General features: G+C 60.4%; 22 protein-coding genes. 12 read left to right on the forward strand and 10 right to left on the reverse strand.

Features of this window, described 5'->3' with window-relative positions; genetic code table 11:
* Positions 1-73 precede the first annotated feature (73 nt).
* Positions 74-652 (reverse strand): peroxiredoxin, encoded by a 579-nt coding sequence (locus tag ACFSDX_RS23360; RefSeq protein ID WP_382318030.1) that lies wholly within the window; start codon positions 650-652, stop codon positions 74-76.
* 156 nt (positions 653-808) lie between these two features.
* A complete protein-coding gene (locus ACFSDX_RS23365; protein ID WP_382318032.1) occupies positions 809-2,107 on the reverse strand; it encodes an aspartate kinase in 1,299 nt (432 codons plus the stop codon).
* An 88-nt stretch (positions 2,108-2,195) separates the two neighbouring features.
* Here ACFSDX_RS23365 and fbp point away from each other — a divergent pair, with 88 nt between their 5' ends.
* Positions 2,196-3,233 (forward strand): class 1 fructose-bisphosphatase, encoded by a 1,038-nt coding sequence (gene fbp / locus ACFSDX_RS23370; RefSeq protein ID WP_382318034.1) that lies wholly within the window; start codon positions 2,196-2,198, stop codon positions 3,231-3,233.
* Positions 3,234-3,331: 98 nt separating this feature from the next.
* On the opposite strand, the gene ACFSDX_RS23375 is transcribed toward fbp, so the two are convergent.
* The 3 genes from ACFSDX_RS23375 to yihA all read right to left on the reverse strand — a co-directional run bounded on the left by ACFSDX_RS23375 (position 3,332) and on the right by yihA (position 5,009).
* A complete protein-coding gene (locus ACFSDX_RS23375; protein WP_382318036.1) occupies positions 3,332-3,772 on the reverse strand; it encodes a DUF5606 family protein in 441 nt (146 codons plus the stop codon).
* Positions 3,773-3,870: 98 nt separating this feature from the next.
* The gene (locus ACFSDX_RS23380) at positions 3,871-4,332 is read right to left on the reverse strand and encodes an energy transducer TonB (RefSeq protein ID WP_382318038.1); all 462 of its coding nucleotides are present in this window, start codon (positions 4,330-4,332) and stop codon (positions 3,871-3,873) included.
* A 56-nt stretch (positions 4,333-4,388) separates the two neighbouring features.
* Positions 4,389-5,009 (reverse strand): ribosome biogenesis GTP-binding protein YihA/YsxC, encoded by a 621-nt coding sequence (gene yihA, locus ACFSDX_RS23385; RefSeq protein WP_382318040.1) that lies wholly within the window; start codon positions 5,007-5,009, stop codon positions 4,389-4,391.
* 429 nt (positions 5,010-5,438) lie between these two features.
* On the opposite strand from yihA, the gene ACFSDX_RS23390 reads away from it, so the two are divergent.
* From ACFSDX_RS23390 to ACFSDX_RS23405, 4 genes are all read left to right on the forward strand, one after another.
* Positions 5,439-7,655: an OmpA family protein gene (locus ACFSDX_RS23390; protein ID WP_382318042.1), complete on the forward strand. Its 2,217-nt coding sequence runs from the start codon at positions 5,439-5,441 to the stop codon at positions 7,653-7,655.
* A 182-nt stretch (positions 7,656-7,837) separates the two neighbouring features.
* Positions 7,838-8,566, forward strand: coding sequence for a bifunctional demethylmenaquinone methyltransferase/2-methoxy-6-polyprenyl-1,4-benzoquinol methylase UbiE (ubiE, locus tag ACFSDX_RS23395; protein WP_382318044.1), 729 nt, complete (start codon positions 7,838-7,840; stop codon positions 8,564-8,566).
* The gene (gene porT / locus ACFSDX_RS23400) at positions 8,515-9,339 is read left to right on the forward strand and encodes a type IX secretion/gliding motility protein PorT/SprT (RefSeq protein WP_382318046.1); all 825 of its coding nucleotides are present in this window, start codon (positions 8,515-8,517) and stop codon (positions 9,337-9,339) included. The genes ubiE and porT overlap by 52 nt, the downstream gene beginning before the upstream one ends.
* 94 nt (positions 9,340-9,433) lie before the next feature.
* The gene (locus ACFSDX_RS23405; protein WP_382318048.1) at positions 9,434-10,180 is read left to right on the forward strand and encodes an SDR family NAD(P)-dependent oxidoreductase; all 747 of its coding nucleotides are present in this window, start codon (positions 9,434-9,436) and stop codon (positions 10,178-10,180) included.
* Between the two features lie 12 nt (positions 10,181-10,192).
* Here ACFSDX_RS23405 and ACFSDX_RS23410 read toward each other — a convergent pair whose 3' ends face one another.
* From ACFSDX_RS23410 to topA, 5 genes are all read right to left on the reverse strand, one after another.
* The gene (locus tag ACFSDX_RS23410; protein WP_382318050.1) at positions 10,193-10,864 is read right to left on the reverse strand and encodes an alpha/beta hydrolase; all 672 of its coding nucleotides are present in this window, start codon (positions 10,862-10,864) and stop codon (positions 10,193-10,195) included.
* An 18-nt stretch (positions 10,865-10,882) separates the two neighbouring features.
* Complete coding sequence (locus tag ACFSDX_RS23415) at positions 10,883-11,551, reverse strand: YggS family pyridoxal phosphate-dependent enzyme (RefSeq protein ID WP_382318052.1); 669 nt, start codon at positions 11,549-11,551, stop codon at positions 10,883-10,885.
* Between the two features lie 135 nt (positions 11,552-11,686).
* Complete coding sequence (locus ACFSDX_RS23420; protein ID WP_382318054.1) at positions 11,687-12,700, reverse strand: VWA domain-containing protein; 1,014 nt, start codon at positions 12,698-12,700, stop codon at positions 11,687-11,689.
* 123 nt (positions 12,701-12,823) lie between these two features.
* Entirely contained in the window at positions 12,824-13,693 is an 870-nt protein-coding gene (locus ACFSDX_RS23425) for a DUF4846 domain-containing protein (protein WP_382318056.1), read from the reverse strand.
* Positions 13,694-13,788: 95 nt separating this feature from the next.
* Positions 13,789-16,275, reverse strand: a complete 2,487-nt coding sequence (topA, locus tag ACFSDX_RS23430) for a type I DNA topoisomerase (protein ID WP_382318058.1) — start codon at positions 16,273-16,275, stop codon at positions 13,789-13,791.
* A 215-nt stretch (positions 16,276-16,490) separates the two neighbouring features.
* Between topA and ACFSDX_RS23435 the strand changes: the two genes are divergently transcribed.
* From ACFSDX_RS23435 to ACFSDX_RS23465, 7 genes are all read left to right on the forward strand, one after another.
* The gene (locus ACFSDX_RS23435; RefSeq protein WP_382318060.1) at positions 16,491-20,339 is read left to right on the forward strand and encodes a HAMP domain-containing protein; all 3,849 of its coding nucleotides are present in this window, start codon (positions 16,491-16,493) and stop codon (positions 20,337-20,339) included.
* 69 nt (positions 20,340-20,408) lie between these two features.
* Positions 20,409-20,987 carry a chemotaxis protein CheW gene (locus tag ACFSDX_RS23440; RefSeq protein WP_382318062.1) on the forward strand — a complete coding sequence of 193 codons (579 nt, stop codon included), beginning with the start codon at positions 20,409-20,411 and terminating at the stop codon, positions 20,985-20,987.
* Between the two features lie 71 nt (positions 20,988-21,058).
* The gene (locus ACFSDX_RS23445) at positions 21,059-21,439 is read left to right on the forward strand and encodes a response regulator (protein ID WP_144843900.1); all 381 of its coding nucleotides are present in this window, start codon (positions 21,059-21,061) and stop codon (positions 21,437-21,439) included.
* A gap of 199 nt (positions 21,440-21,638) precedes the next feature.
* Positions 21,639-23,294, forward strand: coding sequence for a chemotaxis protein CheA (locus ACFSDX_RS23450; RefSeq protein ID WP_382318064.1), 1,656 nt, complete (start codon positions 21,639-21,641; stop codon positions 23,292-23,294).
* 72 nt (positions 23,295-23,366) lie between these two features.
* Positions 23,367-24,005 (forward strand): chemotaxis protein CheC, encoded by a 639-nt coding sequence (locus ACFSDX_RS23455; RefSeq protein ID WP_382318066.1) that lies wholly within the window; start codon positions 23,367-23,369, stop codon positions 24,003-24,005.
* Between the two features lie 107 nt (positions 24,006-24,112).
* The gene (locus ACFSDX_RS23460; protein ID WP_382318068.1) at positions 24,113-25,222 is read left to right on the forward strand and encodes an agmatinase family protein; all 1,110 of its coding nucleotides are present in this window, start codon (positions 24,113-24,115) and stop codon (positions 25,220-25,222) included.
* 27 nt (positions 25,223-25,249) lie between these two features.
* Entirely contained in the window at positions 25,250-25,591 is a 342-nt protein-coding gene (locus ACFSDX_RS23465) for a phage holin family protein (RefSeq protein ID WP_382318070.1), read from the forward strand.
* Positions 25,592-25,620 lie beyond the last annotated feature (29 nt).

Consider the following 25,620-nt stretch of genomic DNA (forward strand, 5'->3'; position numbering starts at 1 on the left):
GTTAAGAGTTAGGAGTTAGGGGTTAAGAGTAGTCAGTAGAGCGAACTCTTAACCCCTAACTCTTAACTCTTAACTACTTATCGGCTTCCCAGTTGGCGGGGCAGGTTTCGCCGTGCTCCTCGAAGTGTTGGAGGGCATCGACCATGCGCAGGGCATCCGAAATACGGCGGCCCAGGAACCGGTCGTTCACCAGCTGGTGGCGCACAATGCCGTCGCGGTCAATGAGAAACAAGCCCCGGTAGGCCACCGGCGCGCCGATATAGACCATTTCGCCAGCCTCGTTGTAGTCGTAGTGGCCCGCTAGCACGTCGTAATTGGCCGAGATGGTTTTGGTGGCGTCGGCCACCAGCGGGAAGGTGACGCCCACAATGCCGCTCTCGTCGCGCGGGGTGCGCAGCCAGGCTTGGTGCGTCTGGTGCGAGTCGGTGCTGCAACCCACCACGGCCACGCCCCGGCGCTCAAACTCGGGTAGCATGTCTTGAAAAGCGTACAGCTCGGTGGGGCAGAGGCCCGAAAAGTCGGCCGGGTAAAAGAACAGCAGCACGTAGCGCTTGCCTAGGTAGCGGTCGAGCGAAAAATCTTCTTCGACCTGCGTGCCAACGACGGCAAATGCTTTAAAGGAAGGGGCGCGCTTGCCCACGAGAACAGCCATAGTAGTGATTAGGGATTAGTTAGTAGTGATTAGTGCTTGATGGGATTGGGTGATGAGCAGAAGAAAATGCGGATGCCAATGTCGACAGTTAACCACTAATCGTTAATCACTGCTCACTAAACCGCTGCCTCCCTTACTCCAAACAGCGCGTGCTGGTTATGCCTCGCGCACCACCACCTGAAACGTGCTGCGCGTGCGCTGCTCTAGCAGCACTGTGCGCCCTTCCACGAGCTGGGTTACGCTGGCGGGCGTGTAGTTTTTGATGGTAAAGAGCGTCAGCCCTTCGTTGTACTGCACCCGAAACTGTGCACCTAGGGCCGCCACGGCCTGCGCCAGCCGGGCGGGCTCGCCATCGAGGCACACCGAAAAGCTGAGCGCCGAGTTTTGCATGAGGTTAATTTTGAGCCGCGCCTGGGCCAGCGCCCCAAAAATGACTTCCAGGTTTTCCTCCGAGATAAAGGCGAAGTCCTTGCTTTCCAAGGACAGCAGGCACTGCCCCGCCTTGCGGATAAACGCCGGCGCCAGCGGCGGGTGCTGGCAGTCGTGGATGAGCGTGCCCTCGGCCCTAGGGTCCAGAAACGACTTTACCCGCAGCGGAATCTGGCGGTCGGCCAGCGGCTTTAGCGTCTTGGGATGGATGACGCTGGCGCCGTAGTAGGCCATCTCGATGGTTTCCTGGTAGCTGATTTCGGGGTAGCGCACCGTGTCTTTGAAGAGCTTGGGGTCGGCGTTGAGTAGGCCGGCCACGTCTTTCCAGATGGTCACGCTTTCGGCCCGCAGGCAGTAGGCAAAGATGGCGGCCGAGTAGTCGGAGCCCTCGCGGCCCAGGGTGGTGGTGCGGCCTTTAGTGGTGCCCCCCACAAAGCCCTGGGTCACGACGACGCCCGCCTCGCGCAGCAGGGGCGGCAGGGCGGTGCGCAGGTTGTTTTCGGTTACGGCCCAGTTCACGCGGCCCTCGCGCCAGCTGGTGTCGGTGCGCACTAGCGGGCGGCAGTCCTGCCACCGCGTTGGGCGCAGGTCGTTCAGCACCAGGGCCGTGAGCTGCGAAGCCAGCAGCTCGCCGTAGCTTACTACTTGGTCGTACTGCTCGTCGTAGCTGGCCGGGCCGCCTACCCCCGCCAGCTGCTCGCCCAGCTCCTCAAAAGCTTCGTTCAGCATTTCCTGCACGTCGGTTTGGGTAGCGGGCTTTAGCTGGGTGGCCAGGGCGTGGGCTGCCTCCTGGTGGTAGGCCTCTAGCCGGGCCAGCGGGGCGGCGTAGTCGCGGCCGGCGTAGGCCAGCTTGAATATTTCTTCCAGGGCATTGGTCGTTTTGCCCATGGCTGACACCACGATGAGCAGCGGCCGGCCCGGGGCCGTGGTCTCGACGATGTGGCGCAGATTGAGAATGGCGGCCGCGTCCTTCACCGAAGCCCCGCCAAATTTGTAGACCAACAGGCCCGATAGTTCAGTTGCCATAGGCCCCAAAACTAGGCAGTAGCGTGCATGTAGGTAGCTTGCCCAAAAAAAGGTAGCTTTGCGAAGGCTCTCCTCTCCCCACGCTTATATGGACCACAACAAACTCGCCCTGCCCGTTGGCACCACCCTCGACCGCTTCATTATGCGCAAGCAGGAAGACTTCCCTTACGCTACCGGGGAGCTCTCGCAACTGCTGCGCGACATTGCGCTAGCGGCCAAAATCGTGAACCGCGAAATCAACCGCTCGGGCCTCATCGACATTGCCGGCGCCTACGGCAACCGCAACGTGCAGGGTGAGGACCAGCAAAAGCTCGATGTTATTGCCAACATCCGCTTTATCCGGGCGCTGCGCAACGGGGGCGAGGTTTGCACCATCATCTCCGAGGAAGACGAGGACATGATTCAGACCGGCAACGACCAGGGCAAGTACGTGGTGGCCATCGACCCGCTCGATGGGAGCAGCAACATCGATGTCAATGTGAGCATCGGCACTATTTTCAGCGTCTACCGCCGCACGTCGCCCACCGGCCGGCCGGGCACGCTGGCCGACTGCCTGCAGCCCGGCACCCACCAGGTAGCGGCGGGCTACGTCATCTACGGCTCCAGCACCATGCTTGTGTACACCACCGGCAACGGCGTCAATGGCTTCACCTACGAGCCCAGCCTAGGCGAGTTTTTCCTGTCGCACCCCGATATTCAGACGCCCAAAACCGGCACCGTGTACTCCATCAACGAGGGCGCGTCCGAGACGTTTTCGCCCGGCGTGGCGGCCTTTGTCAAAGCGTGCAAAGACGCGAGTTTTTCGGCCCGCTACATCGGCTCGCTCGTGGCCGACTTTCACCGCAACCTGCTCAAGGGTGGCATCTACATCTACCCCGCTACGGGCAAGGCGCCTAAGGGCAAGCTGCGTCTCATGTACGAGTGCAACCCGCTGGCTTTCATTGTGGAGCAAGCCGGCGGCCGCAGCTCCGACGGCTACCAACGAACCCTTGACATTGAGCCTAAAGACTGCCACATGCGCTGCCCCATTTTCATTGGCAGCCAGGAGCTAGTGGAGCAAGCCGAGGCCCTGCTAGCGCAGGAAACGGAAGTCGCGTCGGCTCCCGCGGCCCTAACCGGCGCCTAGGGTACCCAAAACTGCAACAAACACCTTAAAACAAAAGCGGCGGCTTCCTACTAGGAAGCCGCCGCTTTTGCTTGTGCTGGCAGGTCGGAGCCCTAGGGCTAGGCCTGCTCGGTGGTTTCGGGAGCAGCCTCTTCGGCCGCAGCTTCCTCGTAGGGGAGGTGCTGGCTCACGATGCCGTACCAGGTCACCAGCTTTTTAATGTCGGACAGGTACACGCGGTCGCGGTCGTACTCGGGCAGTACCTCGGCCAGGAAGCTCGTCAATTCGGCTTCCGGCGACTTGCTCGTGACGGGTAGGCTGGCGCCGTACTTCTGGTAGATGTTGTCGAAAACCTGGGTCAGCGGCACCGTATCATCCGAGTCCTGGCTGTAGATGCCGATTTCGCTCAGTAGCGATACCTTGTTGCTGGCCGGCGCCAGCGAGCGGGCAGCTTTGGCGTCGAGGCTTTCGACCAATACACCGTGGCGGGCGGGCTTCAGCAGGCGGTAAAGGCCACTCTGGCCGCTAATGGCCGCCAGTTCTTTCAAATCGTAAGGCATTTTTTTGGTGGTTAATGGCTAGTGAGTAGTTGTTAACAGCCAAAGCAATAGTTAGGAAAACTAACCGCTAATTGTTACTGGCTAATCACTAAGGAAAACTAGTTTGTCAGCGCGTTCGAGCCGGTTACGCCCAGCTTAAAGTCGATGGGCAAGCTGGTTAGGATGGGGTATTCGGGTTTCTTGAATTTAAGTAGGCGCACGACCCGCAGCGCTTCTTCGCCGGTGCCGCCACCCACTTGCTTCACCAGCTTGATGCCCTGCATGGTGCCGTCGGGGTTGAGGGTAAAGCTTACGATGCAGCGGCCCTGCATGCGGTTGCGCTTGGCCAGCAGCGGGTATTTCAGCTCCTGGGCAATGAAAGCGTACATGGCTTCTTGGCCGCCTTCGTAATAAGCGGCCACCGGAATGCTGGCGCCCACGTGGTTAAGGCCCGTGCCCTGCTCGGTTTGCGCCGGGGCTTGGGTAGGCGCGGTAGTGTTAGGGGCGGGCTTGGTGGCTTGGGCCTGGGCCGCGCCAGCGGCGAGCGCCAACCCAAGCACCGAAAGCATAATTTTTTTCATGGAAGTTTAAGGAATACGAAAAGATAAGCTGGTTGCGAAGCAATTGAAGGGCCAAATTACTTCGTATCGGTGGCTCCGGCGGCCACTTGCCGGTTCACCTCCTCAATAAACCCTAGCAGCTCGTCGCGCCCTACCCCGGTTTCGGCGGACGTGAGAAAGTGCCTGGGTAGCTCGTCCCAGGTCTCGCTCATCTTGGCCAGGTAGGTAGCTATCAGCTCATTAGTGCGGGTGCTCGACTGCTTGTCGGTTTTAGTAAAGGCCATCACGAACGGCACGCCGTCCTCGCCCAGCTTTTCCATAAATTCCAGGTCCACGGCCTGCGGCGGGTGGCGCGAGTCGAGGAGCACGCACACGCAGGTCAGGTTTTCGCGCCGGGTGAGGTAGGCGTTTATCATCTTGCCCCAGTCGGCCCGCGAGCTTTTGCTCACGCGGGCGTAGCCGTAGCCTGGCAAGTCAACCAGATACCATTCGTCATTTATCATGAAATGGTTGATGACCTGCGTTTTGCCGGGGGTACTTGATATTTTGGCCAGGCCATTGCGGCCGGTGAGCATATTGAGCAGCGACGACTTGCCCACGTTGGAGCGGCCGATGAAGGCGTACTCGGGGCGGTCGGGGGTAGGGCAGGCCGCCAGCTGGGTGTTACTGCTCACAAAATGAGCGTCGCGGATAAGCATAGCGCGTAGGTTAGTAGTGGCTAATAAGAAGGAGCTAGCCGCCCCTAGGTAGTGCAAAGATGCCGCCCTAAAGCTTGGCAGCGCCCTTTGGCTTGCAGTGCCGGACAGGCATTTAGCGAAAAAAGACTCTTTTTCGAGCTTTTTTCGCAGCTTGCCTATATTTGTCGGGTTACCTTTTGCCCGAATGGATATAGTAACGGGTCGAGAAGCGAACAGTTTAGAAAGCCAAGTAGTACGCTGGCGCCGGACAGCTACGAGCAGCCGCCTATATTTGTGCCACTTGTTCGGTCGTTTAGCAACAGCGCAGAAGCCGTAAAACCAACCCTGATGTTAAAATTTAGTATAAGACGCCGAACTGCTAAATAGGATACTTCTTGGCTTATTCCATCTATAATGCACCTCTTTAACTACTCCAAACACCTCTTTTCAATGGACAACCTATCCAGAAAGCTGCTGCACGCCTCGTGCGCGCTGGCCCTGACGGCGGCCGCGAGCAGCCCCGCCCTGGCGCAGAGCACGCGCAAGGACCTCAAGACTGGCAACAAGCTTTTCGACCTGGAAAACTACCGTGCCTCCATCCCTTACTACGAGCGGGTACTGGCCAAAGACCCCAACAACGCCACGGCGCTGTTCCGGGCCGGGGTAGCTTACTTGTCCTTTGATAAGGAGAAGGCCAGCGACTACATCTACAAGGCGCAGAAGCTGAAGCCGAAGGTGTCGCGCGACATTGAATTCTGGTTGGGCGAGGTAGACCACCTCAACTATAACTTCGACGAGGCCATTACGCACTACCAAGCGTACAATGCCACGCTGAAGAAGAAAAACGATACGCGCCGCGAAGAAGTAGCGCAGCTGATTCAGCACAGCAAGAACGCGAAAGTGCTCTTCAACCAGCCCAAGGACATCTTCGTTAAGAACCTAGGGCCTTCGGTGAACACGCAGTACTCGGAGCACAGCCCCGTAATCTCGTCCGATGACAAGACCCTGATTTACACCTCGCGCGGCGAGCAGGTAACGGGTTCGGACGTGAAGAAGAAAGGCATCGCCGCCGACGGTGAGTACTACGAGGACATCTTCGAAACCCACCGCGCGGATGCTGACAACTGGGAGAAGCCCCGCTCTTTGTCGGGCGTGCTCAACAGCAAAGGCCACGACGCTTCCATTCAGCTGTACGACAACGACAGCAAGCTGCTGATGTACCGCAGCGACAACGACGGTGATATCTTCATCTCGGAGAAAACTGGTGGCGACTGGACTGCTCCCAAGCGCCTGAACGACAACATTAACTCGAAGTACCGCGAGGGCGACGCCTACATCACGCCAGACGGCCTGACGCTGTACTTCTCGACCGGTAAGTATTCGGAAGACAACACCCTGGACCTCTACTACAGCACCCGCACGGCGGGCGGCGACTGGGGCGTAGCTAAGTCGCTGGGTGGTGCCATCAACACCAAGTACGACGACGATAGCCCGTACCTGAGCCGCGACGGCAAGTCCTTGTATTTCGCCTCCAAGGGCCACAACACCATGGGTGGCTACGACATTTTCAAGTCGCAGTGGGACAGCATTGGCCGCAAGTGGGGCCGCCCCGAAAACCTGGGCTACCCCATCAACACGCCGGATGCCGACTCGTACTACCGCCTCGCTCCCGATGGCTCGTACGCTTACCTCAGCTCATACCGCATCGGTGGCTACGGCGAGAAAGACATCTACACCATCAACTACATCAAGAACGTCACCATCAAGGGCCAAGTGTTCTCGAAGCGTGATAGCACCCAGGCTATCCCGGGCGTAGAACTGGTGTTCAGCGGCAAAACTGCTGCTAACGAGGCCATTAGCTTCCGCGACATCACCAAGCAGCCGAACGGTGACTACAGCGTGAACATGCTGTCGGGCCGTACCTACCAGGTGGCGGTGAACAAGGACGGCAAGAACATTGAGACGCAAGAATTTGCGGTGCCGATTTCGACGAACGACTCGACTTCGATTACCAAAAACTTCTACGTTAACTACGTTGATACTACTGACAGCGGTAGCCGGTTCAAGAAGATTTACTTCGACACCGACAAGTACACGCTGCGGGCTGAGTCGATTACGACCCTCAAGAACACGGCTTCTATCCTGCAAGCCAATACGGGCCTGAACATCTCGATTGAAGGCCATTGCGACTCGCGCAACACGGATGAGTACAACATGGTACTGGGTCAGAACCGTGCCGATGCTGCTAAGAACTACCTCGTGAAGCAGGGCGTGGCTAGTGCCCGCCTCACCACGGTTAGCTACGGTGAGCGCCGCCCTGCCGCCCCGAACGATACCCCCGAGAACATGCAGCTTAACCGCCGCGATGAGTTCCGCGTGGTGCTGAAAGAAGGCGAGACGATGCCCGTAATTCAGGAGCCGGCTCCGGCTACCGTTATCGTGGTGCCCGTAGCGCCCGCCCGCCCGCAGCCCGGCAAGAGCAAAGTGAAGCTCGCGGACGGCACTAAGGTGAAAACCAAAGTGGACGACGACAGCGACAAAGTAAAAGTGAAAACCAAAGGCGCCAACGGCGAAAAGTCGAAGACCAAAGCCAAAGACGGCGAAATTGATTCGAAAGCCAAAGACGCTTCGGGCGAGAAGGCCAAAATCAAGGCTAAAGCCGAGTAAGCCAACCTGGCTTTTGCCTAAAAAAAGAGACGGCCGGACGAACAGTCCGGCCGTTTTTTTGTCCTGTTTGCAGCGCTGAGCTTTCAATTACGTAAGCGCGCCTACCTAGGCGGAGGCAAAAGCTTCCAGCAGCGTATCACAATTTTCTGCGGCGGTATGCCGTTCTTTGCACTCCGAAAATTATGGCCGTAGTACCCTATAAAGAAGACGACGCCGACAAGAAAACGCAGGTGGCGCGGATGTTCGACAGCATCGCTGGGAAATACGATTTCCTAAACCACTTCCTGAGCGTTGGCACCGACATTTACTGGCGCCGCAAGGCCGTGGATGAGCTCAAGGCGCTGCGGCCAGCCCGCATCTTGGACATTGCCACCGGCACGGCCGATTTCGCCATTGAAACGCTGCGCGCGGCAGCACCCGATGCCCAGGTGACGGGCGTTGACATTTCGGCGGGGATGCTCGAGGTAGGGCGGCAAAAGCTGGTGGCCAAGAACCTCAGCCACCGCATTCGGCTGGAGCTGGCCGATTCGGAAAACCTGCCGTTTGAGGACGATACCTTCGACGCAGTGACGGCTTCGTTCGGCGTGCGCAACTTTGCGCACCTGGAAAAGGGGCTAGCCGAAATGCGCCGCGTGCTGCGGCCGGGCGGCCAACTGGTGATTTTGGAATTTAGCAAGCCCACGGCGTTTCCGCTCAAGCAAGCCTACAATTTTTATTTTAGTCGGGTGCTGCCCGTCTTTGGCAAGGTAATTTCCAAGGACCACTCAGCTTATACCTACCTGCCCGCCTCGGTGCAGGCGTTCCCCGATGGTGCCGATTTCGTGGCGATTCTGCGTCGCGTCGGCTTTACTTCTCCCGCATGGCAACCCCTTACGTTCGGCATCAGCTCCATCTACACGGCCCGCAAATAGGTGCCCGCCACCGCTGGAGTATGCTGGCCTTGCTGGGCCTCTTGCTGTGGGCTGGCCCGGCGCTGGCGCAGCGCAAGCGCAGCGACGCCATTGACCGCACCCGCAAGGGTCGTATCAAGGGTATTACTGTTGAAAACCTCTCGAACTATAACCAGCGGTTTTTTCGGCCAGGTATTTACATCGCACCGTCTTTCTCGCGCTTCTTCATCGAGCAGTCCGCGGCCTACGTCACGGCCGCTCAGCAGGGCCGGGGTATTGCGGCTAACTCCATTATCAGCCCCGGCTTGGCCATCGGCTTCATCGGCGATATCCGCCTAGGTAACGTCAATACGCCGTTTCACCTTCGTTTTGCGCCCGGCCTGCGGTTTGAAACGCGCAGCGTAGAGTTTACGGGGCGTGGCGTGGGCATGCCCGACACCATCCGCACGCAGGAGGTGGCTACCACGCAGCTAGAGCTGCCGCTGTTGCTTAAGTACCAATCGAACCGCCGCCGCAATACCCGCGTGTACATGATTGCGGGCGTTAAGCCCAGCATTGCGGTAACCCAGCGCCAGAATAATCAGGCTATCAACCAGCTGACCATCAACCGTAACGACGTGCTGCTGGAGTATGGCGTGGGGCTGGATTTATTCTATCCTTACTTCAAGTTTGGGCCCGAGCTGCGCTTCTCGCACGGGCTGCGCAACATCTTGGACCCGCGCAATAATACATACAGTAACAGCCTGCAAAGCCTGCGCACCAACACGGTGACACTGTATCTAAATATTGAATAATGTCATTTAACAAGTAGTAATTAACATTTAACAGCCGTGCAGTGGCTTCTTCCGTGTTAATCAAAACTGTTAAATGTTAATGGATAACTGTTAAATGAAAAAGACGGCATTTGTTACCGGAGCGTCTTCCGGCATTGGGCGGGCTACGGCCGTGGCACTGGCGGCGGCGGGCTTTCAATTGGTAGTGGCCGGGCGGCGGCGCGAGCGGCTCGAAGAGCTGGCTCAGCAGCTGGCGCCCACGCCCGTGCATATTCTGACCTTCGACGTGCGCGACCGCGCGGCCGTGGAAGGCGCGGTGGCCGAGCTACCGGCTGATTTTCAGCAAATCGACGTGCTCATTAATAATGCGGGCAACGCCCACGGCCTGTCGCCCATTCAGGAGGGCGATGTGGCCGACTGGGACGCCATGCTGGATGGCAATGTGAAGGGCCTGCTCTACGTGAGCCGGGCCGTGCTGCCACGCATGGGCGAGGGCGGCTTCATCGTCAACCTAGGCTCCATCGCGGGCCACGAGGCCTACGCCAACGGCAACGTGTACTGCGCCTCAAAAGCGGCCGTGTCGATGCTCACCCGCACCATGCGTATCGACTTGCTGCCCAGGGGTATCCGGGTGGCCGAGGTAGCGCCCGGTATGGTCGAAACCGAGTTTTCGGAGGTGCGCTTTAAGGGCGATGAGGAGAAGGCGGCCAACGTGTACAAAGGCGTGCAGCCGCTGCGGGCCGAAGACGTGGCCGACCTCATTCAATTCATCGTAACGCGTCCGCCGCACGTGCAGCTAGCCGAGGTCGTCATCTTTCCGGCCGCGCAGGCCGCCGCCGCTACCGTACGGCGGCAGTCGTAGCTTTTGGTGTTTTTAGCTATGGGTAATAGCTTGCTCGTAAAGCTGTTGCAGAGTAGCTGCATGCAACGCGTGGCCACCCGCAAAGCCTAGGGTAGCCACGTGCGCGCCGTGCTGGCGCAGGGATTCGGCCTGCGCCAACAGCTGCGGCGGCAGCATATACTCGTCTTGGTCGCCGCAAACCAGTACCACGGGCAAGTCTTGCAATAGTTGGTGGGCCGCGCCCGGCTCACTATCAGCTGGAAAGTCGCCCGCCCATAAAACCAGTTGTTGGGGCCGCCACTGACCACCTAAGTGCGTGAGCCAGCGGCTGACAGTAGCCGTGCCCTGCGAGAAACCCAGCACGGTCACGCGGACGTCGGGCGGGCAGGTACGCAACAGGCGATGGAGTAGGGCGTCGAGATAGGTATTTTGGTCGGCTATCTCGGCGAGGCGGTCGGCGCTGGTCATCCACGAAGCCCCTACGCGCCCGCTGGTGCCGCTGAGGTAGAAGCGCGACAGCGCCTCGGGCGCCACGATGACGGTGCCCACCGGGTCGAGAGCCTGCACCGATGTAAAGTGCCGAATAAAATACTCGGCCAGCTGGCCGTAGCCGTGTGCCACCAGCCACAGTTGACGCGTGGCGGCCGACGGCTCGCCCAGCTGCTGGTAGCGGGCGGTGCGCGGCACCGTAAGATGGCGTTGCAAAGTCAAAGAAATAAAAGGTTAGCCCCGGCTGCCAAAAATGGCGCTGCCCACCCGCACCAGGGTGCTGCCTTCGGCCACGGCCAGCGGGTAGTCGGCGCTCATGCCCATCGAGATTTCGCGAAAGGCTTCGTCCTGCGCAAAGTAGCGCTGTTTCAGGTAGTCGAAGTGCTGCCGTAGCTGCTGAAACTCGCTTCTTACCACGGCCTCGTCGGGCGAGTTGGTGGCAATGCCCATCACGCCGGTGAGGCGTACATGCCGCAGGTTTTGGTACTCGGGCGCCTGCAAAATGGCCTCAGCTTCGGGTAGGCTTAGGCCCGTTTTTGTTTCTTCCTGGGCGATATGAAATTGCAGCAACCCGTTGATAACGCGCTGGTGGCGAGCGGCGTGCTTATCCAGCTCTAGTAATAGCTTCAGGCTGTCGACGCTCTGCACGGTGTGCACGAAAGCAGCCAGGTACTTCACCTTGTTGGTTTGTAGCTGCCCAATCTGGTGCCACTCCACGTCGGCCGGCAGCTCGGGTTGCTTGGCGGCCATTTCCTGCACCCGGTTTTCGCCAAACAAGCGGCCGCCGGCCGCATAGGCCTCTTGCAGGCGCTCCACGGGGTGGGTTTTGGTTACGACTACCAGGCGGGCGGTGGTGCCGTGGAGGGTTTGTTTCACGGCGGCAATATTTTCAGCAATCGACATATAGTTTGATGAGCGCTAGGGTAAGGTAGCGCGAGCTTGATAGGGCGCGTTTAGTTGGCTATCTGCGAGCAAACGCGAACTGCAAAGTTTGCGCTACTAATCTCGCCAACGGTATGCTAACCGGCGAGGCGACGCTTAGTCTTCGAGCACATTGCTCATAAACGTACTTTTCAGCCCCAGCCAGAGCAGCCACAGCACTAGCCCCCAGCCTAGGTAGGGACGATAAAAATCCTCCACGCTACGGTAGCGCTGGGTGCGAATATCCGATTTTTCGAGCTTGTTGACCGCGCTGAATACCTGGCGTAGCGCCGCATTATCGGTGGCTCGGAAAAACTGCCCATCGGCCGCCTGCGCCAGCTGGCGCATGGTGGTTTCGTCGAGGCGCGTTTGCACGTAGCGGGGCTTGCCGCTGACTGAGTCGCGGCCGTAGGGCACGAAGCCATCTTCGCCCAGCCCGATGGTGTAGAGCCGGATGCCGTAGGCGTGGGCCAGTTGCGCGCCCAGCAGCGGGTCAAGGCTGCCGGCGGTGTTCTCGCCATCCGAAAGCAGCAGGCACACTTTGGAGCGCGCCGTAGACTCGCGTAGGCGGTTGATGGCCACCCCGAGCGCCGTGCCGATGGCCGTGCCATCATCGGCAATGAGGCCGGCGTGCAGGCCCCCTAGGTTGTCGAGCAGCAGGTCGTAATCGGTCGTGAGCGGCACGGCCGAATACGCCTGCCCGGCAAAGGCAATGAGGCCGAGTCGGTCGCCCGCTCGCTGCTGCACAAAGCTGCGCGCCAAGCGTTTAGCGGCGTCCAGGCGAGTGGGTTTGAGGTCCTCCAGCTCCATGCTCGCCGATACGTCGATGGCCAGCATAATGTCGATGCCGCGGCCCGTTTGGGTGAGGTGCTCGCTGGGGTGCTGGGGCCGGGCGGCGGCCAGTACTAGCAGCGCCAGGCTCAGGCTGAGCACGATGTCGGGCACGAAGCGCAGCAGCGCCCGCCAGTCGCGCCGGAGGCCGCCCGGCCCAAATGCCACCACCACCTGCTGCCGGCGGCGCGCCAGCAGCCCGCGCAGCAGCGGCAGCAAAGGCACCAGCCCAAGTAGCAGCAGCAGGCGCGGGTGCTGCCACTCGTAGCTGGCCAGGGTGGCGTAGGAAAACAGATTCATTCAGAAAGCAACCAAGACGTGCAAATTACGGCGGCCGCGGTGAGCGCGTGCTCCGCGGACCCGGCGGGTCCGCATGTGCAACGGCCTACGTATCGCGTACCCGCAGGGCCCACGGTGCCTTTGTTATTCAAATCGCCCCAGCTCGGTGCGGGCAAACGTCCACTCGGGCGTTTCAACAAGCGGCTCGGTAGGGGCGGGCACGGCAAACCAAGCACCTAGGGCCGGCTGGGCAATATTGCGCAGAATATGAATGTCTTGGGCCGGCATGTAGCTCTGGGCCAGCAGTAAATAGCGCTGGCCAGATTGCGGGTGCTCGGCCACGTCGGCCACCAGCACGGCGTGGCCGGGCCGCCCGCCGTGGATGAGCACGTCGCCGGGGCGCACCTCCTCCAGCGGCACGGGCCGCAGCTCGCGGCTGAGCGAGAGCGTGCCCGCGTAGCCAAAAACCGGCAGCAAATACTGCCCTAGGGCCGCGTGAGTGGGTGCCTCGGCGGGCTTGGAGGCGGGCAGCACCTGTTCGCCCTGCACCCGAAAGGTGCGGCCCACCACGTAGTCCGAAAACCAGGCATCGTAGCCGGTAGTCAGGTGGAAATGAATTTTATTGAAATTCTGGCTAAATAAATACTCCGCCCGCAGCCGAATCACGGCGTCGGCGCACTGCTGCAAGTCCTTGGTGCCGGCGTCGATAGCTATCACGGCTGCCACCACGGCTTGGTTATCCTTGAGCCGCCCCGTGTAGAGGTGCGCCGGCGTACCGGCCGGGCGCAGGGGTAGGCCGCGCAGCCAAGCGCCCCACGAGCCGCCCGCCACCATCACGCGGCGGCAGCCCGGGGGCGGCAGAAAACGCAGTGCCAACTGCTGCTGCGCGGCCGGCGGCGTAGATAGCCAGGGATAGCTGGGGGCGGCGGCTAGAGGCGTTTGCCAGGCCGGGGAGGCGTCTGGCCGCAGCCCTAGGGTCGCAAGTACTAGACCAAGCAAGTACAAGTAGTTCATGCCGTGAGCAAAGACTGTAAACGACCATCCGGAGCGATTAGGTATAAAAAAAGCCCCGCGTTAGACGGAGCTTTTTATCATGTAACTAAGAATAGCTACTTTTTTGCGACAGCCTTTTTAGCAGCCGGAGCTTTGGCAACCGCAGCTTTAGCAGCGGCTGGTTTTTTGGCCGGCGCTTTTTTCTTAGCAGCGGGCGCCTTCGGGGCTTTGGCGGCTTTTTTGGCCGGAGCGTCGGCTTCTTTTTCCGGAGCTGCGGCGGCTTTTTTGCCGAAGCGGCCACCTTTGGCGGGCTTGTCGGGGGTGGCGGCGGCCAGCTCTAGGCAGCGCTCCAGGGTGAGCTCGGTGGGCTCTTCTCCCTTTGGAATCTTCACGTTCTTCTTGCCGGCCACAATGTAGGGGCCGAAGCGGCCATTGAGCACCTGAATATCGGGGTTTTCAGGAAACTCTTTGATGAGGCGCTCGGCGTCCAGCTTGCGCTTGGCCTCGATGAGCACCACGCCCTCCTCACCCGTGATGGTGTGCGGGTCCTGCTCCTTGGTGAGCGAGTAGAACTTGCTATCGTGGCGGATGTAGGGGCCAAAGCGACCTAGGGCAGCCGTCATGTCCTTGCCCTCAAAATCGCCCACCACGCGGGGTAGCTTAAACAAATCCAGCGCCTCTTCCAAGGTGATGGTTTCGATAAACATGCCCTTGCGCAGGTTGGCGTAGGCGGGCTTGGTTTCGCCTAGGGCTACGTAGGGGCCATATTTGCCGAGGCGGGCAGTTATTTTTTCGCCGGTTTCGGGGTGTAGGCCGATTTCGCGGGTGCTGCTGAGCGTGCTGCGCTCGATATCCTGGCCGCGCTCCACGCTCTTGTGGAAGGGCTCGTAGAAACCGGCCAGCATGTTGCCCCAATCCTCGCGGCCGTTGGCAATCTGGTCAAACTCGTCTTCCACCTTGGCCGTGAACTGAAAGTCCACGATGTTGGGGAAATGTTCGACCAAGAAGTCGTTGACTACCAAAGCAGTATCGGTTGGGAAAAGCTTGGCTTTGTCGGCGCCGTAGGTTTCGGTGCGCTGCTCGGTTTTTACCTCGCCATCAACCAGGGCCAGGGCGTAAAACTTGCGCTCCTTACCCTCGCGCGAGTCCTTTTCGACGTAGCCGCGCTTCTGCACCACGCTGATGGTGGGGGCGTATGTGCTGGGGCGGCCGATGCCCATTTCCTCCAGCTTTTTCACCAGCGAGGCTTCGGTGTAGCGGGCCGGCGGGCTCGAAAAGCGTTCGGTGGCCGTGAGGGTTTGCAGGGGCAGGTTCTGGCCCACGCTGAGTGGTGGTAAACCACGGGAAAACGAGCTTTCACCGTCAGCGGGCGCATCGTCATCGTCCTTGCTTTCGGCGTAGGCTTTCAGGAAGCCTTCAAACGTAATGACCTCACCCGTAGCCGAAAACGTGGTGCCCGGCTGGGTGCTGATACCAATCACGGCCGTGGTGCGCTCAATCTGGGCATCGGCCATCTGCGAGCCCATCGCGCGCTTGCGAATGAGGTCGTAGAGGCGCTGCTCCGAGGCGTCGGCGCCGGCTTTCAGCTTCTTGAAGTCGGTGGGGCGGATGGCTTCGTGAGCCTCCTGGGCCGAGGCCGACTTGGTTTTGAACTGCCGCTCCAGGGCGTATTCGGCGCCGTAGGCGGCTTCAATGGCTTCGCGGGCGCCCTTGCGGGCTTCTTCCGAGAGGTTCACCGAGTCGGTCCGCATGTAGCTGATGTGGCCGGCTTCGTACAGCTTCTGGGCCACCGTCATGGTCTGAGCCACCGAGAAGCCGAGCTTGCGCGAAGCCTCCTGCTGCAAGGTGGAGGTGGTGAACGGCGCGGCGGGGCTGCGCTTACCCGGTTTTTTATCGAGGCTATTAATACTGTACGTGGCCCCGATGCAGCGCGTCAGAAATGCCTCGGCTTCCTCGCGGGTCTTGTAGCGGGTGGGTAGGTCGGCCTCTAGGGTAGCGCCCTGGCCGGCGTCGAAGCGGGCCACCACGCGGTAGGCGCTGGCCGAGGTGTGCTTGTTTATTTCGCGCTCGCGGTCTACCACCAGGCGCACGGCCACGCTTTGCACGCGGCCCGCGCTCAGGCCGGCTTTCACCTTGCGCCACAGCACCGGGCTCAGCTCGAAACCCACCAAGCGGTCGAGTACGCGGCGGGCCTGCTGGGCATTCACTAGGTCGAGGTTAATCTGGCGCGGGTTCTGGATGGCAGCCAGAATAGCGGGCTTGGTAATCTCCCGAAATACGATGCGCTTCGTCTTCTCCGCCTTGAGGTTAAGGGTTTCGGAGAGGTGCCACGAAATGGCCTCGCCCTCGCGGTCATCGTCACTCGCCAACCACACCATTTCGGCTTCTTTGGCCAGCTTCTTCAGCTGCGAAATCAGCTCGCGCTTATCGGCATCAACCACGTAAGTGGGCTTGAAGCCATTGGCGACATCGACGGCATTATTGTCCTTCGGCAGGTCGCGGACGTGCCCGTAGCTGGAGCGCACCACAAAATCAGCCCCGAGGTAACCCTCAATGGTTTTGGCTTTGGCAGGCGACTCGACGATAACTAAATTCTTAACCATGCAGGCGGGAAAAAGACGGGTAGCAAGTTTGTTCTCGGTGCGAAGAACGTTGCCCCCGGCCGAAAAGTTGAAAACGGGGACAAAGATGCACGCTTCGCCGCGCCCGATTTAAAAACGTACCCTAGGGCACGCCTTGGCAAGCCGCGTCATTGTTATACTTTTGCTGAACCCACCTGCCGGGCCCCCGGGCTCAGCTTTCCTGTTGTCCTTATTATATGGCTACTGCCAAAAGAAAACCTGCACCTGCGCCCACCGACGCGGCGGCCGAGGTCGAGCTGGTTTCGGCGCCCAGCAATCCGGGCTTCCCGGACAGCGCCCGTAAGCGCGGCTCGCACCGCATCGAGGCGGAGATAACCCGCGACACCGACTACGTGAACGAGCAGCTCAACCGCGTGCTCTTCGCCCTCGACGCCTTTAAGAAAGGCGACGTGAGCGTGCGCCTGACCAAACAAAACGACGATATCTTTTCGGAAATCGCCGAGGCCTACAACTCGATGGTGGAGATGATAGGCGGGGTAGGCGGGGAGGTGTCGCGCATTTCGAAGGTGGCCGGGGTGGAAGGCAACCTCAAGGCCCGGGCCTCGGCCGACGGGGCGGCGGGCTTCTGGCGCGACATGCTCAACAATATCAACGGCCTGGTCGATAGCATCGCGGTGCCGGTACTGGAGGTGGGTAAGGTGCTGAAAAACATCAGCCGGGGCAACCTCGACGAGAGCTTCCAGATTCCGGTGTCGGGCGATTTTAAGCTGATGGCCGAAACCATCAACCGGACCATCGACAACCTCAACGTGTTCGCCGGTGAGGTGAGCCGCGTGGCGCAGGAAGTGGGCACCGAAGGCCGCCTAGGCGGCCAGGCGGTGGTGCCCAACGTGGGCGGCGTGTGGAAAGAGCTGACGGACAACGTGAACACGATGGCCTCAAACCTGACCTCTCAGGTGCGTGACATTGCCAACGTGGCCACGGCCGTAGCCCGGGGCGACCTCAGCCAGAAAGTGACGGTGGAGCTGAAGGGCGAACTGCTCCAGCTCAAGCAGAACCTCAACCAGATGGTGGACTCGCTGAACCTGTTTGCGGGGGAGGTGACGCGGGTGGCGCTCGACGTGGGCACTGAAGGCAAGCTCGGCGGCCAGGCCAACGTGCCCGGCGTGAGCGGCACCTGGAAAGACCTGACCGACAACGTGAATAACATGGCCGCCAACCTGACCTCTCAGGTGCGTGACATTGCCAACGTGGCCACGGCCGTGGCCCGGGGCGACCTGAGCCAGAAGATGACGGTGAACGTGAAGGGCGAGATTCTGGAGCTGAAGAACATTCTGAACCAGATGGTGGACTCGCTCAACATCTTCGGCGACGAGGTAAGCCGCGTGGCCCGCGAGGTGGGCACCGAGGGTAAGCTCGGCGGCCAGGCTGTGGTGCCCAGGGTGGGCGGTACCTGGAAAGAGCTGACGGACAACGTAAATACGATGGCCGCCAACCTGACCTCTCAGGTGCGCGACATTGCCAACGTGGCTACGGCAGTAGCCCGCGGCGACCTCTCGCAAAAGATGGCGGTGGATGTGCAGGGCGAGATTCTCGACCTGAAGAACATTCTGAATCAGATGGTGGACTCGCTCAACATCTTCGCCGGCGAGGTAACCCGCGTGGCCCGCGAGGTGGGCACCGAGGGCATCCTAGGAGGCCAGGCCAACGTGCCCCGCGTATCGGGCACCTGGAAAGAGCTGACGGACAACGTGAACACGATGGCCTCTAACCTGACCTCTCAGGTGCGTGACATTGCCAACGTGGCTACGGCCGTCGCCCGCGGCGACCTCAGCCAGCGCGTAACGGTGAACGTGCGCGGCGAGCTGTTGCAGCTCAAGGAAAACCTCAACCAGATGGTGGACTCGCTGAACGTGTTCGGCGACGAGGTGACCCGGGTGGCCCGCGAAGTGGGCACCGAAGGCAAGCTCGGCGGCCAGGCCAACGTGCCGGGCGTCAAAGGCACTTGGAAAGACCTGACCGACAACGTGAACACGATGGCCGCCTCGCTTACCAGCCAAGTGCGCGACATTGCCAACGTGACGACCGCGGTGGCCCGCGGCGACCTCAGCCAGAAAGTATCGGTGGACGTGCGCGGCGAACTGCTCGACCTCAAGGACAACATCAACCAGATGGTGGACTCGCTCAACATCTTCGCCGGCGAGGTAACCCGCGTGGCTGTGGAAGTGGGCACCGAGGGCCAACTCGGCGGCCAGGCCGAAGTACCCAACGTGAGCGGCGTGTGGAAAGACCTGACCGACAACGTGAACACGATGGCCACCAACCTCACCACCCAGGTGCGGGGCATCGTAAAAATCGTGACGGCAGTAAGCCTAGGTGACTTGACCCAGAAGCTGACCCTGGAGGCGGCCGGCGAGGTGGCCGACTTGGCTCAAACCATCAACCTGATGGTGGACGACCTCAACCGCTTGGCCTCGGAAGTAAGCCGCGTGGCCCGTGTAGCGGGCGCCGAGGGCAAACTGACCGAGCGCGCTACCGTGGGCGGCGTGTCGGGCTCGTGGAAAGAACTGGTAGACACGTTGAACGCGCTGATTGAGAGCATCGGCCTGCCAGTGCTGGAAGTGAGCCGCGTGGTGCAAGCCATGTCGGAAGGCGACCTGACGCAGCTCGTGGAGATTCAGACGACGGGCGACATTCTTTCGATGTCGAACTCGTTGAACCTGGCCGTGGAAAACCTCAATACGCTGCTCGGCGAAATTAACGATTCGGCGCAGGTAGTGGGCACTTCTTCGGAAGAAATGGTGGATAAAGGTCAGGAAATGAGCCGGGTAACGGTTGACGTGGCGCTGGCCATGCAGCAGATGGCCGAAGGCGCGCAAAACCAAGCCCTCAAGACCGACCAGGCTTTCAAGCTGATTGAGGAAATCATGACCGCCACCCGCGAAACGGCCAACAAAGCCGACGTGGTGAACAAGTCGGCCATCATGGGTGAGCAGAGCTCGCAGCAAGGCCTGAAAACGGTGGCCGAGGTGGTGAAGAACATGGAGGAAATCTCCGGGGCCGCCACCCAGACCTCGCGCACTATCGAAGTGCTTTCGACCCGTTCGCAGGAAATCAGCAAATCGCTGGGCGTGATTACCGACATTGCCTCGCAGACTAACCTGCTGGCCCTCAACGCCGCCATCGAAGCCGCCCGCGCCGGCGAAGCCGGCCGCGGCTTTGCCGTAGTAGCCGAAGAAATTCGTAAGCTTGCCGAAGGCTCGCGCAAATCAGCCAGCGAAATCGCGACGCTGGTGGAAGATGTGCGCAAGGACACGACCAGCGCTGCGGCCGCTATCAGCGCCATGGAAAGCCGGGTGCTCAAGGGTAAAAACGCGACGTTTGAGGCCAGCACGGCCTTTAAAAATATCGCGACCAGTAGCGGCGAAACGCTGCGCACTTCGCGCGACATTCTGACGGCCACGGCCCAGCAGCAAACGTCTATCGGCGACGTGGTAAAGTACGTGGAAGAAGTGGTGGCCATTGCCGAGCAAACGGCCACTGGCACCCAGCAGGTGGCCGGCACGGCTCGCCAGCTCTCGACCTCAATGCAGGAGCTGGTGAGCTCTTCGCAGCGCCTCTCCGACATCGCCGACGACTTGCAGGACGGCCTCGAAACCTTCCAGCTCGTTGAATACTACGAGCCCGAACCCGAGCCAGAGCCCGAACCCCTGCCGCGCCGCCTGGTGCGCCGCCCGGTGGCTACCGCGGCGCCCACCCCCGCTGCCGCGCCGGCCAGCGCGGCTGGTGCTAGTAATCAGCTGTCCTCGTCGCGCCTCACGGCGGCTGGCCGCCACAACAGCGCGGCCAGCGCAAACGGTCACTCCAACGGGCAAAGCCCGAAGGCCGGTGTGGCTACTAGTAGCCACACCGGGCGGCTGACCCGTAGGCCAGCGGCTGCCCCCGCAGACCCTGCGCCCGCGCCCGCAGCTCCCACCTCGCGCCGCCGGGCCAAAGCTGCTACGTCAGTAGCAGCCGAGCCCGCGCCGGCGGCCACCACCCCGGCGCGGCCCCGCACCAAGACCAAAGCTCGCTCGAAGGACTAACGCCACCTAGGGCGCCCGCTGCACAACGGAGCGGGCGCCCTACCTAACCTAGGAAGTACGTACTTATATATGGCTGATTCTTCTGCGGCGCCGGGCTCCCGGCGCGCTGCCCCGGCGGTGCCGGAAGCCGTGGTCCAACTCATTGTTTTCCGGCTGGGCGATGAGGACTACGGCATTCGCATCGAGCAAGTGAAAGAGGTGACGGTGACGCCCGAAGTGGTAAAGATGCCCAAAACGCCCCCCTTCATTAAAGGCATTGCCAATCTGCGCGGCGATATTATCGCCATCGTGGACCTGGAGGAGCGGTTTCAGCTGCGGCCAGCCGGCCGGCCTGTGCCCGAATTTTCCTACACCTTGGCTGTGGAGGCCGCCGACTACACCCTCGGCCTGATGGTGCGCGAGGTGCCGCGCCCGCTCACCATTCCCGTCAGCCTCATCGAGCCCGCGCCGGAGTTTGTGCAGGACAGCGGCCAGCGCGATAAGTACCTGGAAGGCATTGCTAAGCTGCCCGATGATGAAGGTGTGATTATCGTGCTGGATATGGCTAAGCTGTTAACTCCTAGTGAAATAATGCGCTTGCCCGGCAAGGCTGAACCCGCCTTGACCAAGGCCCCCGACGCGCCAAATGCACCCGCCCCGCCCAAATAGCCGTAGAGAGGCCGCGTGGCAGCCTGCCACCACCTACATACTGCTTCCTTCTTTATCTCAAGTACAGCTTCATGAATAAGCGCATTCTCATCGTCGACGACTCGTTCTATATGCGGACGATGCTCAAAAATATGCTCACCGACGCCGGCTACGACGTGGTGGGCGAAGCTGCCAACGGCCAGCAGGCGCTGGAAATGGCCGTGGCTACCACGCCCGACCTCATTACGCTCGACGTAATCTTGCCCGACAACACGGGCCTCGATGTGCTCAAAGGCATTCGCCAGCAGCAGCCCGATGCTAAGGTGGTGATGTGCTCGGCCGTGGGCCAGGAAACCATTGTGAACGAGGCCATTGAAAACGGTGCCTTGGCTTACATCGTGAAGCCTTTCTCGGAAGAGCGGGTGCTCGAAATTGTGGGCGGCGCCCTGCAGGGCGACGGTCCCCGCGCCTAGAGTACCTTGCTTGCAATAAGGCCAGCCTGGCCGAGCGCCCAGGCTGGCTTTTTCTTCTTCTTTTTTGCGTTGTTTTGCTGCTGATGTCTACTGCTAACGTGTTACCGGGCCTTTGCTGGCCGGCCAGGATAACCTGGGCCGGGCGATGCAGTGCGGCTGGGCTCATAGCAGGTCAGCGCAGCTTGCGACCCCACCGGCCATGAAATCACGCGACCAGGAGTACCGGGAGCTGTTCATGGCCGAGGCGTTGGAATACTACGACGCCATGTCGCGCCATCTCAGCGAGCTCGAGCGCAACCCGCAGGACACGCCGGCCCTCAACGAGCTGTTCCGGCTCATGCACAACCTCAAGGCCAACGCCCGCGCCATGGGATTTATGGACATGGGGGAGGTGGCCCACAAGATGGAAACCCTATTTGGGCAGATTCGGGGGCAGGAGCGCACGTTTACCGGCTCGCTCGTGCCGCTCACTTTCGGGGCTGTCGATACCCTAGGGGGCATGATTCGGGCCGTGGGCGCCGGCCAGGAATCGGCTGACGCGCACACGCTGCTTGATAACCTGGAGCTGCTCATTCAGGGCAAGGAGCCCGCCCAGGCCGCCCCGGAGCAAACTACCGAGGAGGCCGACGCTGATGCCGGCCGCAAGCTCGAGCTGTCGGACTTGGTGTATATCCCGGTCAAAAAGCTCGACAAGCTGCTGAACCTGGTGGGCGAGCTCGTTATCGACCGCGACCGAATTCTGACCCTAGCCGCCGAGCTTGGCAACGCCGCGCTGCAAACTACCGCTCAGCACCTGTTCCGCATTTCCGACGACCTGCAGTACTCCGTAATGGATGTGCGGCTGGTAGGTGCGGGGGTGCTACTCAACAAGTTTCCTAGGGTGGTGCGCGACGTGGCCGCCGCTGAAAACAAGCAGGTCGAGCTGACCCTGTCTGGGCAAGACGTGCAGATTGACCGCAACGTACTGCAGCTCATCACCGATGCGCTGCTGCACATTGTGCGCAACGGCGTTAGCCACGGCCTCGAAGACGCCGCTACCCGTGTGGCGGCCGGCAAGCCGGCGGCGGGGCGGCTGCAAATCTCGGCCCTTACCGAGCGCGATGACGTGCTGATTCAAGTGCAGGACGACGGCCGGGGCATCGATACGGAAGCCGTGCGCAAAAAAGCCATCCGCAAAAATGTTGTGACGGCCGAGGCCGCTGCCCTGCTCGACGAGGAAGGCGTGTGGATGCTGCTCTTCGAGCCGGGCTTCTCCATGGCCGAAACGATAACCGACATCTCGGGCCGGGGCGTGGGCCTTGATGTGGTGAAGCTCGCCATCGACTCCCTAGGGGGCCGGCTGCGGGTAAGCTCGGAGCTGGGCAAGGGCACCACGTTTACCTTGGTGCTGCCCACGTCCATTGCCGTGAAGGGAGCACTGCTGATTGAGCTGGACGCTCGCGCCTACGCCGTGCCGCTGCTGCACACCGACACCGTGCTGGCGCTGCCCGCTGACGAAATATTTGCCGTGGGCGGCCTGCTCATGACTCGGGTGCAGGAAGAAAACGTGCCCTTAGTGCCTCTGCGCCAGCTACTGTATGCTGAGGGCGACGAGCCGCTGCCCCGTGCCACCCGCGCCGACCTGCCCCCCCACGAGACCCTGTACCAGGTGCTGGTGGTGAGCTACGGCAACCGCCGCCTCGGGCTGATAGTAGACCGCTTTTTGCGCCAGCAAAGCATCGTGGTGAAACCCCTGAGCAAGCCTCTGGATACAATAGATTTATTTGGGGGCGTAACGCTGCTCGGTAGCGGGCAACTGTGCCTGGTGCTCGACGTGCCCGCCCTTACTCGCCTGTTCTTAACTAAACGGCCTTGACTTCAGCCGCTTTTCACTTGCTTTCGTAAGTACCGCGCAGGTTCTGCCCGCTGCTTCTACGCCTAGAATGTTATGAGTGTCTTAATGAATGAATTGGAGCGCGACATTATCCGCGAAATTCTCAATATCGGCCTAGCGCGCGCGGCCGATAGCTTCGCAGTGATTGCGCAGGAGCGGGTAATGCTCGAAGTGCCCAACCTGGATTTGCTGCCGAGCACCGACATCATCGGGCGGGTACGCGATTATCAGGCGCGCTACGTGGCTATTCAAAGCGACATCCGGGGTGATTTCAACGGGTCAACGTTCATGTTCTTCTCGGGTCAGCACATTCAGCGACTGTCCAAAGTTTGCCTGCGCATGCAGGTAACTGATTCCCTGAAATTGGATGAGCTACAGGAATCTCTGCTGCTGGAAATCAGCAACATCATCACCGGGGCGTTGGTAACGCAACTGGCCAATATTCTGAAAGCCAGCATCTACGGGGCGCCGCCCCAGGCGCCAACCGGCGACCTGTCGGCCGCCCTGCATAGCCTGATGCCCGACCCGGATACCCTGCAGCCTTTAATTTTTTCGGTTATTACCCAGTTTTCGGACAAGAACAACTCGGTAGAATTGCCCCTGATGCTGTTTTTTGACCGGGCTACGTTCGAGAAAATCCTGGAGATTATTCGCACTTACGACTTTCTGGGTAAAACCCAGTCGGCTGCCTAACACCGCGCTAAACACCCTGGCTGGTTGCCTAGGCGCCCGGCTAATCTACCTTAAAAGCTCACTCTTAACCTCACCAAGTGCCCCGCGCTTGGTGTTATTTTTTACTCGTGTCAACAGATTCTCGCGCCCAAAAAATTGCCAACTTTGACCCCAACGCGTTGGGCGACGCGGCGGGCGGCTTGTTTGGCCTACCCTTCACCCCCGACGAGGCCCAGGTAGTAGTAGTGCCCGTGCCCTGGGAAGTGACCGTGAGCTACCGTGCCGGTACCGCGCAGGGCCCCGAAGCCATCCGCGAGGCGTCGCTGCAAGTAGACCTCTACGACCCCGACCTGCCCGACGCCTGGAAGCTGGGCTTGGCCATGGAGGAGGAAGACGAAACCATCGCCCAGGCCAGCCGCGACCTGCGCCCGCTGGCGGCCGGCTACATCGGCTGGCTCGAAAATGGCCAGCCCGTAGCCGAAGCTGCGCTGCACGGCACCGCCACTACCCGCATCAATGCCGAAGGCGATAAGCTGTTGCAGTGGCTCAAGCAAAAAACCGGCGCCCTGCTCGACGCGGGCAAGACCGTAGCCGTGCTCGGCGGCGACCACAGCACGCCCCTAGGCTACCTGCACGCGCTGGCCGAGCGCAATCCTGAAGGCTTTGGCATTCTGCAGTTTGACGCGCACTGCGACTTGCGCCCGGCCTACGAGGGCTTCAAATACTCACACGCCAGCATCATGTACAACGCCCTGCAACTGCCGCAGGTGAAGAAGCTGGTGCAGGTTGGCATTCGGGATATGTGCCAGCAGGAGGCCAACCTCATCGAGCATTCGGTGGGCCGGGTGGCCATCTTCGGCCAGCGCTTTCTGAGCGAAGAGAAGTACGCCAAGAAGTCGTGGAAGAAAGTGTGCGGTAAGATAATTGCCCAGCTACCGCAGAAAGTCTACATCAGCTTCGACATCGACGGCCTCGACCCCAAGCTGTGCCCCGGCACCGGCACGCCCGTGCCCGGCGGCCTCGAATACGAAGAAGCTACATACCTACTGCGCCAGGTAGTGCGCTCGGGCCGCACCATTATCGGCCTCGACCTCAACGAAGTGGCACCCGGCGATAGTGAGTGGAATGGCATTGTGGGCGCCCGCCTGCTCTACCAGCTCTGCAACTGGATGGCCGTGTCGCAGGGCCGCCTCGCAGCCAAAGGCAAAGGCAAAGAAAGCAAGGAAAGCGCCGACTAACTCTCACCCTAAACCTCTTTCACCGTCATGGTTAAAATCCTTATTAAGTTCATCCTCACGGCCTTGCTTACTTATGGCCTGGCTAAAATAATGGCGCCGAGTGTGCAACTCACCGGGGTGGGCAGTGCCGCAATCCTGGTTGTTGTGCTGGGTTTGCTCAACGCAACGGTCAAGCCGATACTCAAGCTCATCGGCTTTCCGATTACGGTGCTGACCCTAGGGATTTTCCTCCTGGTTATCAACGTCATCATCATAAAGCTAGCCGATTACTTAATGAGTAGCTTCTCGGTCACGGGCTTTGTGAGCGCCTTGATTTTCAGCCTCGCGCTCTCGTTGGTAACGAGCGTGGTGGATATGGTAGTAGATTAATTATCAGTCATTTCCTAAAAGAGAAGCGG

Source organism: Hymenobacter bucti, assembly GCF_042681145.1.
Lineage (GTDB): Bacteria > Bacteroidota > Bacteroidia > Cytophagales > Hymenobacteraceae > Hymenobacter > Hymenobacter bucti.

Excerpts from the sequence above, each read along its gene's own strand:
- ACFSDX_RS23360 (WP_382318030.1), bottom strand. The coding sequence starts at position 652 with ATGGCTGTTCTCGTGGGCAAGCGCGCCCCTTCCTTTAAAGCATTTGCC.
- ACFSDX_RS23365 (WP_382318032.1), bottom strand. The coding sequence starts at position 2,107 with ATGGCAACTGAACTATCGGGCCTGTTGGTCTACAAATTTGGCGGGGCT.
- fbp (WP_382318034.1), top strand. The coding sequence starts at position 2,196 with ATGGACCACAACAAACTCGCCCTGCCCGTTGGCACCACCCTCGACCGC.
- ACFSDX_RS23375 (WP_382318036.1), bottom strand. The coding sequence starts at position 3,772 with ATGCCTTACGATTTGAAAGAACTGGCGGCCATTAGCGGCCAGAGTGGC.
- ACFSDX_RS23380 (WP_382318038.1), bottom strand. The coding sequence starts at position 4,332 with ATGAAAAAAATTATGCTTTCGGTGCTTGGGTTGGCGCTCGCCGCTGGC.
- yihA (WP_382318040.1), bottom strand. The coding sequence starts at position 5,009 with ATGCTTATCCGCGACGCTCATTTTGTGAGCAGTAACACCCAGCTGGCG.
- ACFSDX_RS23390 (WP_382318042.1), top strand. The coding sequence starts at position 5,439 with ATGGACAACCTATCCAGAAAGCTGCTGCACGCCTCGTGCGCGCTGGCC.
- ubiE (WP_382318044.1), top strand. The coding sequence starts at position 7,838 with ATGGCCGTAGTACCCTATAAAGAAGACGACGCCGACAAGAAAACGCAG.
- porT (WP_382318046.1), top strand. The coding sequence starts at position 8,515 with ATGGCAACCCCTTACGTTCGGCATCAGCTCCATCTACACGGCCCGCAA.
- ACFSDX_RS23405 (WP_382318048.1), top strand. The coding sequence starts at position 9,434 with ATGAAAAAGACGGCATTTGTTACCGGAGCGTCTTCCGGCATTGGGCGG.
- ACFSDX_RS23415 (WP_382318052.1), bottom strand. The coding sequence starts at position 11,551 with ATGTCGATTGCTGAAAATATTGCCGCCGTGAAACAAACCCTCCACGGC.
- ACFSDX_RS23420 (WP_382318054.1), bottom strand. The coding sequence starts at position 12,700 with ATGAATCTGTTTTCCTACGCCACCCTGGCCAGCTACGAGTGGCAGCAC.
- ACFSDX_RS23425 (WP_382318056.1), bottom strand. The coding sequence starts at position 13,693 with ATGAACTACTTGTACTTGCTTGGTCTAGTACTTGCGACCCTAGGGCTG.
- topA (WP_382318058.1), bottom strand. The coding sequence starts at position 16,275 with ATGGTTAAGAATTTAGTTATCGTCGAGTCGCCTGCCAAAGCCAAAACC.
- ACFSDX_RS23435 (WP_382318060.1), top strand. The coding sequence starts at position 16,491 with ATGGCTACTGCCAAAAGAAAACCTGCACCTGCGCCCACCGACGCGGCG.
- ACFSDX_RS23440 (WP_382318062.1), top strand. The coding sequence starts at position 20,409 with ATGGCTGATTCTTCTGCGGCGCCGGGCTCCCGGCGCGCTGCCCCGGCG.
- ACFSDX_RS23445 (WP_144843900.1), top strand. The coding sequence starts at position 21,059 with ATGAATAAGCGCATTCTCATCGTCGACGACTCGTTCTATATGCGGACG.
- ACFSDX_RS23450 (WP_382318064.1), top strand. The coding sequence starts at position 21,639 with ATGAAATCACGCGACCAGGAGTACCGGGAGCTGTTCATGGCCGAGGCG.
- ACFSDX_RS23455 (WP_382318066.1), top strand. The coding sequence starts at position 23,367 with ATGAGTGTCTTAATGAATGAATTGGAGCGCGACATTATCCGCGAAATT.
- ACFSDX_RS23465 (WP_382318070.1), top strand. The coding sequence starts at position 25,250 with ATGGTTAAAATCCTTATTAAGTTCATCCTCACGGCCTTGCTTACTTAT.